Annotated in this window: 10 protein-coding genes; 3 read left to right on the plus strand and 7 right to left on the minus strand. The window is 68.7% G+C overall.

The annotated features are described in order from the left end of the window. Window positions 1-4 precede the first annotated feature (4 nt). From F0415_RS00640 to dapB, 3 genes are all read right to left on the minus strand, one after another. Entirely contained in the window at window positions 5-1906 is a 1902-nt protein-coding gene (locus tag F0415_RS00640; RefSeq protein ID WP_188310243.1) for an alpha/beta hydrolase family protein, read from the minus strand. A 40-nt stretch (window positions 1907-1946) separates the two neighbouring features. After that, complete coding sequence (gene carA / locus F0415_RS00645; protein ID WP_149859263.1) at window positions 1947-3080, minus strand: glutamine-hydrolyzing carbamoyl-phosphate synthase small subunit; 1134 nt, start codon at window positions 3078-3080, stop codon at window positions 1947-1949. Between the two features lie 161 nt (window positions 3081-3241). Next, window positions 3242-3973 carry a 4-hydroxy-tetrahydrodipicolinate reductase gene (dapB, locus tag F0415_RS00650; RefSeq protein WP_149859265.1) on the minus strand — a complete coding sequence of 244 codons (732 nt, stop codon included), beginning with the start codon at window positions 3971-3973 and terminating at the stop codon, window positions 3242-3244. A gap of 75 nt (window positions 3974-4048) precedes the next feature. On the opposite strand from dapB, the gene F0415_RS00655 reads away from it, so the two are divergent. From F0415_RS00655 to F0415_RS00665, 3 genes are read left to right on the plus strand one after another with little or no spacing between them, the layout of a single operon-like run. Beyond that, the gene (locus F0415_RS00655; RefSeq protein WP_149859266.1) at window positions 4049-5884 is read left to right on the plus strand and encodes an adenylate/guanylate cyclase domain-containing protein; all 1836 of its coding nucleotides are present in this window, start codon (window positions 4049-4051) and stop codon (window positions 5882-5884) included. Window positions 5885-5917: 33 nt separating this feature from the next. Beyond that, a complete protein-coding gene (locus F0415_RS00660) occupies window positions 5918-6454 on the plus strand; it encodes an SH3 domain-containing protein (RefSeq protein WP_149859267.1) in 537 nt (178 codons plus the stop codon). Further along, entirely contained in the window at window positions 6451-7293 is an 843-nt protein-coding gene (locus F0415_RS00665; RefSeq protein WP_149859268.1) for a M48 family metalloprotease, read from the plus strand. Before F0415_RS00660 ends, F0415_RS00665 begins: the two co-directional genes overlap by 4 nt. 33 nt (window positions 7294-7326) lie before the next feature. Here F0415_RS00665 and dnaJ read toward each other — a convergent pair whose 3' ends face one another. From dnaJ to hrcA, 4 genes are all read right to left on the minus strand, one after another. Beyond that, window positions 7327-8454, minus strand: a complete 1128-nt coding sequence (gene dnaJ, locus F0415_RS00670) for a molecular chaperone DnaJ (RefSeq protein ID WP_149859269.1) — start codon at window positions 8452-8454, stop codon at window positions 7327-7329. A gap of 107 nt (window positions 8455-8561) precedes the next feature. Continuing rightward, the gene (dnaK, locus tag F0415_RS00675; RefSeq protein WP_281286563.1) at window positions 8562-10517 is read right to left on the minus strand and encodes a molecular chaperone DnaK; all 1956 of its coding nucleotides are present in this window, start codon (window positions 10515-10517) and stop codon (window positions 8562-8564) included. A gap of 55 nt (window positions 10518-10572) precedes the next feature. Further along, window positions 10573-11199, minus strand: a complete 627-nt coding sequence (gene grpE, locus F0415_RS00680; RefSeq protein WP_149859272.1) for a nucleotide exchange factor GrpE — start codon at window positions 11197-11199, stop codon at window positions 10573-10575. A gap of 42 nt (window positions 11200-11241) precedes the next feature. Further along, on the minus strand, window positions 11242-12291 hold the full coding sequence (gene hrcA, locus F0415_RS00685; RefSeq protein ID WP_188310245.1) for a heat-inducible transcriptional repressor HrcA: 1050 nt from the start codon (window positions 12289-12291) through the stop codon (window positions 11242-11244). Window positions 12292-12294: the final 3 nt, after the last annotated feature.

Here is a 12294-nt window from a genome sequence, read left to right on the forward strand (position 1 = left end):
CTCGTCAGTTGGATTTGCCGCCGATGTGCTTGTCCAGGAAGGCCTCCATGGCGGTATAGAGCTCGACCTGGTTGTCGTAGTCGTAGAAGCCGTGGCCTTCCTTGTCTTCCACGACGGTGACCTCAGGCGGACGCCCGGCCTGTTCGAGGTTCTTCTTCAGCAGCCGGTACTGCGACATCGGCACGCGCTCGTCCTTGCCGCCATGCACCAGCATCACCGGGATGCGGATCCTGTCCACGTTGAAGGCCGGCGACTGGCGCTGCTGTTCGGCCAGGTCGACCGGCAGCACGCGCTCGAGATAGTTGCGGCCGCTCTCGCTATCCGGAATGTCACCGTCCTTGAACATCAGCGGCAGACTGTAGACGCCGACGTAACCGATCGTGCAGCGGTACTTGTCCGGATTGCGAACCACCGACTGCAGGGCGGCATAACCGCCGTAGGAGGCGCCGTAGGTGCAGATGCGGTCCTTGTCGGCGATGCCCCGGGCGATGGCCCAATCCACGGCATCGGTCATGTCGTCGATCATGGCCGTGCCCCAGTTGCGGTAGCCAGCGCGTTCGAACTCGGAACCGTAGCCGCCGGAGCCGCGGAAGTTGACCTGCAGCACCGCGTAGCCGCGGTTGGCCAGGAACTGCACCTCCGGATTGAACCCCCACATGTCGCGGGGCCCATGCGGGCCTCCATGCGGGTGCAGGATCATCGGCAGGGGCCCGCCGTCGCTGTCCGGCGGCAAGGTGATGTACCCGTGAATCGTGCGGCCATCCCGAGCCTTGAACGAGAACGGCTGCATGCTGGCCATCTTCTCCGGGTCGATCCAGCTCATGGCGGACAACAGGTACTTCGCCTGATTGGTCTTCCGGTCGAACAGGAAGTAGCTGCCGGGATCACGGTCGCTGAAGGTACGCAGCAACACCAGACGCCCGTCCTTGCTGATGCCGGCAAAGCTGACCGAGCGATCCGGGAAGGCGTTGATGAGACCGGCGTACACCTTGGACTCGGGGTGATCCTTCTTGACGAAGTCGTAGGAAGGCAGACCGTCGAAATAGCGGATGGCCAGCAGTTCGGGATTGTCCCCGCTGGACTGCAGGAAGCCCCCGGGCTCCACGTTGGGATTCCGGCTGAGCGGGGTCTCTTCGCCGGTTTCCGGGTTCACCAGCACCACCGTGGCGGGCTTGCCGCCGCGACTGACCTCGAACACCACCTTGCTCTCGTCGCCGCCGTCGAAACCGAGCGGGACGCGACGGTCGCCGCCCATCTCATCCCTGTGCACCTGGATCCAGGCATCACCGTCGCGGCGCATGGTGATCAGGTTGTTCTTCTCATCCTGGCCGACGACGTAACGTGGCTCGCCCTTGGCGTTGACGATGAAGTTGCCAAAGCGTAGCGGCGCCGTGGCCACCGTGGTGACGCGGCCGTCGTAGACGTCGTACTTGGAAAGGAAGGCCGAATCGATCGACCGCTGCACGAGAATCGTGCGCGGATCGTCCCAGGTCACGTCCACGATCTGGTAGAAGCCCAGGTTCGGCATGTCGGCGCGCTGGGTGCCGTCCACGTTACTGGCGTACACGTCCGGCGTGCCGACCCTGAAGTCGAATCGACCGAGCTTGCGCGATACGAACATGAGGAAGCGCTCGTCGTTCACCCAGAACACGCGTTCGATATGGCGCTTGGCGCCGTAGTCCCACTTCCCCACCAACTTCATGCCGTCAACCTTGAAGGCCGCCAGGACGGTACGGTCGCCCTGCGGTACCGACACGGTGATGTACTCGCCGGTCGGCGACAGCGACACCGAGGTGAACTCGGGGTCCTTGAAGAAATCCCCCACCGGCAAACGTTCCGGTCCGGCCAGGGCCATCTGGGCGGCAAGCGCCGCAAGCAGGAACAGGCTTTGCAACAGTCGCTTCATTACGCTCTCCCCATCTTTCCCCATTGGTGAAAGGCATCCCTCAGGCCGTTCGCGCGGCCGACATCATGTCCACGAATCGGTCGAACAGCCCGGCCACGTCATGCGGACCTGGGCTGGCTTCCGGGTGTCCCTGGAAGCCGAAGGCCGGGGCATCGGTGAGCTCGATGCCCTGGTTGGAACCGTCGAACAGCGAACGGTGGGTAACCCGCACGTTCGCCGGCAAGGTCGCCTCGTCCACCGCGAAGCCATGATTCTGGCTGGTGATCATCACCCGCTTGCTGTCCAGATCCTGGACCGGGTGGTTGGCGCCGTGGTGACCGAACTTCATCTTCACGGTGCGGGCGCCGGCGGCCAGACCCAGCAGCTGGTGCCCCAGGCAGATGCCGAATATGGGCAGCTTCGCCGCCAGGAATTCCCGGATGGCGGCGATGGCATAGCCGCAGGGCTCAGGATCACCCGGACCGTTGGACAGGAACACCCCATCCGGCTTCTCGGCCAGAACCTGCGCAGCCGGGGTCTGCGCCGGCACCACGGTGACGCGGCAGCCGCGCTCGGCCAGCATGCGCAGGATGTTGCGCTTGACGCCGAAGTCGTAGGCCACCACATGGAGGCGCGGCTCGACGCGGACGAACTCGCCGCTGTCCAGGTCCAGCCGGCCCTCGCTCCAGACATAGCGCTCGCGGGTACTGACTTCCCTGGCCAGGTCCATGCCCTTGAGCCCCGGGAACTTGCGCGCCGCTTCGATGGCCTGGTCGCGGTCGATGCCGTCGCCGGCCGCCAGGCAGCCGTTCTGGGCACCACGGTCGCGCAGCAGCCGGGTCAGACGCCTGGTATCCAGGCCGGCGATCGCCACCACCCCGCGTGCGGTCAGCCACTCTGGCAGGCTGGCCTGGCTGCGCCAGTTGCTGGGCCGGCGCGGCACGTCGCGAACGATCAGGCCCGATGCCCATACCTGGGTCGCCTCGTCGTCTTCGGACGTGCAACCGGTATTGCCGATGTGCGGATACGTCAGGGTGACCAGCTGCCGCGCATACGACGGGTCGGTGAGGATTTCCTGGTAACCGGTCATGGCGGTGTTGAACACCACCTCGCCGACGCGGAAACCGGGCGCGCCGACGGAAACGCCCTCGAACACGGTGCCGTCTTCGAGCGCAAGGATTGCGGGTTGGGTCACGGGCGGTCGCCTTGGGCTGGGGGAACCCGGTTCGCCGGGTGTGCGGCCGCCCGCGGGCCTGCCGTGAGGCGGTCCGTGCGGGCGGGGTTCAGGCGAGCGGGAAGTCTAGCGGCAATCGCCGCCAATGGGAAACCTTGACCAGGCCCTCACCGGCGGCAAGCTCAGCGGGCCAGGCCCAGCAGCAGCTCGGCGAAGCGGTAGCTCCCTGGCGGACGGCCGGCCAGCCGGCGGGCGGCCTCGAGCGCGCCACGGGCGAAGATGTCGCGGCTGCCGGCCCTGTGCGTCAGCTCCAGGCGCTCACCGGGACCGGTGAACTGCACCAGGTGCTCGCCGACGATGTCGCCGGCGCGCAGGCTGGAATAGGCCGGTGGCCGGCCCCCGCCCCGCTCCACCGCCGCGCCCAAGGCAAGGGCCGTGCCAGAGGGCGCGTCCTTCTTGTGCACGTGATGGGACTCGACAATGTCCACATCCCACTCCGGCAGCGCCGCCGCCGCCTGCCGTACCAGCTCCGAGAGCACAGCCACGCCGGCGCTGAAGTTGGCCGACCACAACACCGGCACCTGCTGTGCCAGCGTGTCCAGGGCCTGCTTCTGCGTCGCGGAAAGGCCGGTAGTGCCGCTGACCAGGCCGGCGCTGCGGCTGCGGCACAGCGCCACGGCCGAATCGAAGGCCTCCGCCAGGCTGAAATCCAGCATCAGGTCGAAAGCCGGTGCCTCGCCCATGTGCGCGGCCGGGAGCATGGGCAAGCCGGAAAGTTCGGGCGGCGTCCGGCCGGAGCGGCTGATGCCGGCGACGACGCGCAGATCGCCGTGCTCCGCCGCCAGCCGCAGCAGGGCCCGGCCCATGCGCCCGCTGGCGCCGTGGATCAGGAGTCGGACGGGTGAGTTCGGCATGCCGGCAAGCTATCGGAATCCGCCGGCCGCTGGCAAACGCTACACTGCCGGCAGGCCGCCACTCCGCACCGCTGCATGCCCCGAGCCAAGCACGCGCCGATCCGCCTGCCCCTGCTGGTCCTGGCCCTGGTCGCGCTGGCCCTGCAGCTCAGCGGTTGGCTGGACAGGCTCGACCATCGCCTGGGCGATCTGCAGCTGCGCTGGCACGCCGCAGGCCGGGAGCCGCCCGCCGACATCGTGGTGGTGGCGATCGACCAGAAGAGCCTCGAGGATCTGAACGACATCGCCGGCACCTGGCCGTGGCCCCGGGCCATCCACGGCGAGTTGCTCGACGGCCTGGCACGCTGGCGTCCGAAGGCGGTGGTGTTCGACATCCTGTTCAACGAGGCCGACGCCTTCCGGCCGGACAGCGATGCCGTGCTGCGCGAGATCGCCGCCAGCATGGACAACCTCTACTTCGCCTCGATGCGCCTTTCCGCCGGCCGGACGGCGCCGCTGGCGGCCCTGCCGCCTTCCTTCGGCGCCGAAGCCGGGCCGGACGCCGACCCCGAAGCCGGCGCCACCCTGCTGATGCCCCTGGTGCTGGAGCCGAAGAACTGGCAGGGCGGACTGATCAACTTCGAGGCCGACAGCGACGGCATCGGCCGGCATGCCCGCCTGTTCCAGCCGGTGGCCGGCTGGCGCCTGCCCGGCCTGGCCGCCGCGGTAGCCCGCGGCAGCGGCACCCCTCTGCCCGAGCTCGAGCGGGTGCGGATGAACTGGTACGGCCGCCCGCCGCGGACGATCTCCTATGCCGACCTGCTGCACGACCTGGGCACGGACGCGCCCGTGCTGGCGCCGACGCTGCGCGACAACATCATCCTCGTCGGCGCCACCGCATCCGGCCTGCACGACATGCGGCCCACCCCGCTGGCCGGATTGACCCCGGGCGTCTACGTACTCACCACCGCCATCGCCAATCTGCGCGGCGGGGACTGGCTGCGCGACCTGCCGGTGCGCTGGCCCCTGCTTCTGGCCCTGCTGGCCGGCCTGGGGATGGCCTTCCATCGCCGAGTAAGCCCGGTGCGCTGCGGCCTGACCCTGACGGCGGCCAGCCTGGCGGCGCTGGCAGCCTCGCAACTGGCACTGGACCAACACCTGTATGCGCCGGTCGGGGCCGCCCTGTCGCTGGCCTGGCTGGGTTTCGGCCTGCTGACGGTGGAATCGCAATGGCTGGAGCGGCGGGAGCGCGAGGCCACGGTCGGCCTGTTCGGCCGCTTCCTCGACCCGCGGGTGGTGGACAGCCTGGTGCGCAGCGGCGAACTCGACCGCGAGCGCAAGCCCGAGACGCGCGAGATCTCGGTGCTGTTCTCCGACATCCGCGGTTTCACCACCCTGTCCGAGAACCGCAGCCCCGAAGCGGTGGTGGACCTGCTGAACCGCTACTTCAGCCGCCAGGTGGAAGTCATCTTCCGGCACGGCGGCACCCTGGACAAGTTCATCGGCGACGCCATCATGGCCTTCTGGAACGCCCCCACCGAGGCGCCCGGCCATGCCCGGCAAGCGGTGGCGGCGGCGCTGGAGATGACCCAGGTCCTGGACGGGTTCCGGCGCGAGTTGCAGGCCCTGGACCCGGGCCTGGGCGAGTTCGACATCGGCATAGGCATCCACAGCGGCCCGGCCGTGGTCGGCTTCCTTGGCAGCGAGGCCCGAATGGAGTACACCGCCATCGGCGATACCGTGAATCTGGCCAGCCGGATCGAGGGCAGCACCAAGGGGGTGGCCCGGGTACTGGTGTCGGCAGCCACCAAGCTGGCCTGCGAGGCCGCCGGAGGACGTTTCGTCTTCGTCCACCGCGGACAGTTCCGGGTCAAGGGCAGGGAACGGCCCGTGGACCTGTATGAACCGCAGCGCGAGCCCGCGGCATACTGAGCGCGGTGGCCGACAAACAGGGAGGACACCATCATGGCGATGCGTAAACGAACATTCCGCCCGGGAACGCTGCCGCTGGCCCTGGGCGTGGTCCTGGCCCTGGCCGTCGCGGCGGCCGGCGCCGAGACAGGCACCGTGCTCAAGGCCACCGAATTGCGCGCCGAACCCCAGGCCGGCGCCGACATCCTGGCCAAACTGGCGGCCAAGGACAGCGTCGAGATCACTGCCCGCCAGGGCGCCTGGGCCGGCGTCACCACCACGGCCGGCCAGTCCGGCTGGGTGCGTATCCTGAACCTGCGCACCGGATCGGGCGAGACCAGCCGTGGCGGCGGCCAGGCCCTGGCCTCGGTTTTCCGCACCGGCTCCACCAGCGCCGATGCCAGCACCGGCGTGAAGGGGCTGGGTGCCGAGGATCTGCGCCGGGCCAATCCGAATGCCGGCGAAGCGGCCCGGCTGGCGCAGTTCGCCGCCGCCCCGGACGAGGCCCGGACGCATGCCGCCGAAGCCGGCCTGGAAGCGCGGCAGGTGGCTTACCTCGAGTCGCGCAAGCCGCGCGGGAGGAACCGATGAACGCCATGAAAACGCTGACGACCGCCCTGCTGGCCCTGGCCCTGGCCGGCCCGGCCGGCGCTTTCGGCCGGCTCGGCGAGGCCGGCAAGCTGCTGGACTTCGGCAAGCGTGCCGCCGAGGCCAGCGAGGAGATCTCCGAGCAGGAGGAGATCGAACTGGGCGAGGGCATTGCCGCGCAACTGCTCGGTGCCGCGCCGCTGGTGGACGACCCTGCCCTGCAGCGTTACGTCAACCGGGTCGGCCTGTGGCTGGCCCTGCAGTCTGAGCGCCCCAACCTGCCCTGGCGCTTCGGCGTGATGGACAGCGACGACGTCAATGCCTTCGCCCTGCCCGGCGGCATCGTCCTGGTCACCCGTGGTCTGTACGAGCGCCTGCGCGACGAATCGGAGCTGGCCGGCGTGCTCGGCCACGAGATTTCGCACGTAGTCGAGAAGGACCAAGTCAAGGCGATCCGGAAGGCCATGGGCCGCGAATGGACCGTGGCCCTGGCCGGAGAACTGAGCCAGCGCAGCGACAACGAGCTGACCCGCCGCTTCGGCGAACGCGCCTTCAAGGCCGGCACCGAAGTGCTGGTCAAGGGCCTGGACAGGCAGGACGAATACGACGCCGATCTTGCCGGCATGGTCCTGGCCGCGCGTGGCGGCTACAACCCCTTCGGCCTGGTCGGCGTGCTGCACACACTGGACGCCGCCAAGCCGGAAGACCGCAACCTCGCCCTGCTGTTCTCCACCCACCCCAACGCCGCCAGCCGCCTGGAGCGGCTGGAAGCCAGCGTGGGCACGCTGCTGGACGGCTACGCCGAAAGCGGCGCCACCGGCAGGCTGTACGGGCGGCCCTAGTGGCCCGGACCCGGCGCGATCCGTGCCGGGCGCTCAGGAGGTCATCCGCTCCCAGAATGCCTTCACCCCGTCCAGGAAGCTGCTGGACCGGGGTGAATGCCGGGCGGCCTTGTCGCCCTCGAAGGTGGCCTCGAACTCCTCCAGCAACTGCCGTTGCCGGGCGGTCAGGTTCACCGGCGTCTCCACCACGACCCGGCACAGCAGGTCGCCGGGGGAATGGCTGCGCACCGAGCGCACCCCCTTGCCGCGCAGGCGGAACAGTTTGCCGGTCTGGGTTTCCTTGGGGATCTTGATCAACACCTCGCCGTCCAGGGTCGGCACCACGATGTCCGCGCCCAGCGCCACCTGGGAGAAGCGGACCGGCACCTCGCAGTACAGGTCGTCGCCGTCACGCTGGAAGATCGGGTGCTCGCGCACCGAAACCTCGACGTACAGGTCACCGGGCGGCGCGCCGGCCAGGCCGGCCTCGCCCTCGCCTGCCAGGCGGATCCGGTCGCCGGTATCCACGCCTGCCGGAATCTTCACTTGCAACACCTTGTCCTCGCGGACCCGGCCGTTGCCGTTGCACTGGCCGCAGGGCTTGCTGACCGTCTGGCCGCGGCCGCCGCAGGCCGGGCAGGTCTGCTGCACGGCGAAGATGCCGCGCTGCATGCGCACCTGGCCGCGCCCGCCACAGGTGCGGCAAGGGTGCAGCCTGCCATCCTCGGAACCGGTTCCACCGCAGGGCCCGCAAGCGGCCAGGGTCGGCACTTCGATGCGCTTCTCGGCCCCGAACACGGCCTCCTCGAGGTCGAGTTCGACCACGTAGCGCAGGTCGGCGCCACGGCGCGGTCCACCGCGCTGGCGGCCGCCGCCGAAGATGTCGCCGAAAATGTCGCCGAAAATGTCGTTGACGTCGGCAAAGCCGGGACCGGGGCCGTGCCCGCCCATGCCGTGCTCGAAGGCGGCGTGGCCGTGCTGGTCGTAGATCCGCCGCTTTCCGCCATCGGACAGCACTTCGTAGGCCTCCTTGGCCTCCTTGAAGCGCCGTTCCGCGTCGGCATCGCCCGGGTTTCGGTCGGGATGGTATTTCTGCGCGGCGCGCCGGTAGGCCTTCTTGATCTCCTCTTCGGAGGCGTTGCGGGCCACGCCCAGCACTTCGTAGTAGTCGCGCTTGCTCATCGAGTCTTCCCGGGCTCGTTCACGCCACTGCCCGCGCCAGGCGACACCTCCGTGCCGCCGGGACGCGGGCAGTCACCGCCGCGCGCATCCGGCGCGCGGCCAAGCCTTTACTTGTCCTTGTCCTTGACCTCGGTGAACTCGGCGTCCACCACGTCCTCGGCCTTGCCGCCGGCCTCGCCTGCGGCTTCGTCAGCCGGCCCCCGTTCGGCGGCCGCGGCGGCCGCGTACAGCGACTGGGCGGCCTGCTGCAGGGCCTGGGTCTTGGCCTCGATCTGGGTCTTGTCGTCGCCCTTCATCGCCGTCTCGAGCTCGGACAGGGCCGACTCGATGGCGGCCAGCTGCTCGCCCGGCACCTTGCTGCCATGTTCCTTGACGGCGGTGCGGGTGGCATGGATCAGGCCGTCGGCAGCGTTACGGGCGGCGACCAGCTCGTGGAACTTCCGGTCTTCCTCGCGGTGCGCCTCGGCATCGGCGACCATGCGCTGGATCTCCTCCTCGCTCAGGCCCGAGCCGGCCTTGATCTCGACCTTCTGCTCCTTCCCGGTCTTCTTGTCCTTGGCCGAGACATGCAGGATGCCGTTGGCGTCGATGTCGAAGCTGACCTCGATCTGCGGCATGCCGCGCGGCGCCGGCTCGATGCCGGTCAGGTCGAATTTGGCCAGCGACTTGTTGAAACGGGCCTGTTCGCGTTCGCCCTGCAGCACGTGCACCGTCACCGCCGACTGGTTGTCCTCGGCAGTGGAGAACACCTGCGAGGCCTTGGTCGGGATCGTGGTGTTCTTCTCGATGATCTTGGTCATCACGCCACCCAAGGTTTCGATACCCAGGCTCAGCGGGGTGACATCCAGCAGCAGCACGTCCTTGACATCGCCGGCCAGTACACCGCCCTGGATAGCGGCGCCGATGGCGACGGCCTCGTCCGGGTTGACGTCCTTGCGCGGCTCCTTGCCGAAGAACTCGGCCACCGCCTGCTGCACCTTCGGCATGCGGGTCTGACCACCGACCAGGATCACCTCGGAGATCTCCGAGGCGCGCAGGCCGGCGTCATTGAGCGCGGTGCGGCAGGGCTCGATGGTGCGCTTGATCAGGTCGTCCACCAGCGCCTCCAGCTTGGCCCGGGTCAGCTTGATGTTCAGGTGCTTGGGACCGGACGCGTCAGCCGTGATGTACGGCAGATTGACCTCGGTCTGCTGCGAACTCGACAGCTCGATCTTTGCACGCTCGGCGGCGTCCTTCAGGCGCTGCAGGGCCAGCGGATCCTTGCGCAGGTCGATGCCCTGCTCCTTCTGGAACTCCTCGACCAGATAGTCGATGACCCGCTTGTCGAAGTCCTCGCCGCCCAGGAAGGTGTCGCCGTTGGTGGCCAGCACCTCGAACTGCTTCTCGCCGTCCACTTCGGCGATTTCGATGATAGATACGTCGAAGGTGCCGCCACCCAGGTCGTACACGGCCACCTTGCGGTCGCCTCCCTTCTTGTCCAGGCCGTAGGCCAGCGCGGCCGCGGTCGGCTCGTTGATGATGCGCTTGACCTCCAGGCCGGCAATGCGGCCAGCGTCCTTGGTGGCCTGACGCTGGCTGTCGTTGAAGTAGGCCGGTACGGTGATGACGGCAGCGGTAACCGGCTCGCCCAGGTAGGCCTCGGCGGTCTTCTTCATCTTCTCCAGCACTCGGGCCGAGATCTCCGGCGGCGCCATGCGCTTGCCGTCGGCGGTCTGCACCCAGGCGTCGCCGTTGTCATGCTCGACGATGGCATAGGGCACCAGATCGAGATCCTTCTTGACCTCGGCGTCGCTGAACTTGCGGCCGATCAGCCGCTTGACCGCGAAGAAAGTGTTTTTGGGATTGGTGACCGCCTGGCGCTTGGCCGAGGCGCCAACGATCACTTCGCCATCCTTGGTGAAGGCGACGATCGAAGGCGTGGTGCGATCACCCTCGGAGTTCTCGATGACCTTGACATTGCCGCCCTCCATGATGGCGACACAGCTGTTGGTCGTACCGAGGTCGATGCCGATGATCTTGCCCATTGCTTGGCTCCGTGATGTCTCGTTTCTGTTGGCGGCCATCGGCCGCGGCTGGTCCTGATGTAAGGGCGCCGGACCGGGCTTCAAGTCCGGCCGCTCATTCCGCAGCCACGACTACCATGGCCGGGCGCAGCAAGCGCTCGTTGAGCACGTAGCCCTTCTGGAACACCTGCACCACGGTGCCCGGGACCGTGCCGGCGGCGGCGGGCACCTGGCTCACGGCCTGATGCCAGGCCGGATCGAAGGCTTCTCCCGCCGGGTCGATCACGCCCAGGCCATGGTCGGCGCCGACCTTCAGCAACTGCCGCCGGGTGGCCTCGAGGCCGTCCCGCACCGGACCGGTCTGCTCGCCCAGGGCGGCGAGGCCGGCATCCAGGCTGTCGAACACGGGCAGCAGGTCGGCCAGCAGGCGTTCATTGGCGAAGCGCCGCGCCTGTTCGATCTCGCGGCTCAGACGCTTGCGCTGGTTTTCCAGCTCGGCGCGCTCGCGCAGGCTTTCCTCGCGCACGGCGGCCAGGGCAGCGCGCAGTCTTTCCAACTCCCCGGCCAGTCCGGCTTCGGACGTGTCCAGGGCCTCGACGGCAGTGCCGCCGTCGGCATCGGCCTGACGGGCCGTCCCTGCCACGTTGGTGCCGACGGCGCCGGTCGGCTCGGCGGTTTCAGGGTTCGCAGGAGTCTGATCGGGCGCGGGTCCGGCGCCCGGTGCCTTGGTGTCGTTGTGCATGATTTTCCGTGCTGGGGCCCGCCGGCGGCGGGTTCACCCGGCTTATGGGGCCTTGGACCCGGGATTCAAGGCGGCGCCGAGCAGATCGGCCGTGGCCTTGACCATGGGGATGACCCGCTCGTAGGCCATGCGGGTGGGTCCGATCACCCCCAGCACGCCCAGCACCTTGCCCTCGCTGCCATAGGGCGCGGTGACCACTGTGCAACCATCGAGCGGCGCCAGGCCGGTCTCCTCGCCGATGAACACCCGCACGCCTGGCGCCTGCAGGGTCCGGTCCAGCAATTGCAAAATCTCGCGCTTGCGGGCGAAGACCTCGAACAGCTCGCGCAGACGGTCCAGGTCGGACAGGTCCTGCACACCCATCAGCCGGGTCTGGCCGGCCAGCAGCATGTCCTCGGCACTGGCCTGGGCCGAGCCCAGGGCCTGCTCTGACAGTTCCACCGCCACCGACAGCAGTCGCTCCATCTCGCTGCGGGTTTCGCGCAGCTCCCGCAGCAACTGCGGCCGGACATCGGCCAGGGGTCGGCCGGCGAAGTGGGCATTGAGGTAGTTGGCGGTGCGTTCCAGTTCCTCGGCGGTGAAGGGCCGGCGCGGCTGGATCACCCGGTTCTGCACCTCGTTGTCGGCGAACACCAGCACCACCAGCACCCGGCTGTCCTCCAGCGGCAGGAATTCGATGCGCCGGAACGCGAAACGGTCGCGCGAGGGCACGGTGACCACGCCCACGAACTGGCTCATGGCCGAAAGCAGTTCGGATGTGTTGGCCAGCAGGGCCTGTGTACCTGCCCCGGCCGGCAGGCTGGCGCGCAGCCGGCTCAGCTCCTCGTCTTGCAGCGGCTGCACCTGCAGCAGGCTGTCCACGAACACCCGATAGCCCTGGACGGTGGGTACGCGGCCGGCCGAGGTGTGCGGCGCCGCCACCAGGCCGATCTCCTCTAGGTCGGCCATGATGTTGCGGATGGTGGCCGGGCTGACGTCCAGGCCCGAACGCTTGGCCAGGGTGCGCGAACCCACCGGCTCCCCGTCCCGGATGTGCTGGGAAATCAGGGTGCGCAGCAGACGACGGGCGCGCGGGTCGAGGCTGGGGCTCATGAC

It is taken from the genome of Arenimonas fontis (assembly GCF_008386465.1).
Lineage (GTDB): Bacteria > Pseudomonadota > Gammaproteobacteria > Xanthomonadales > Xanthomonadaceae > Arenimonas > Arenimonas fontis.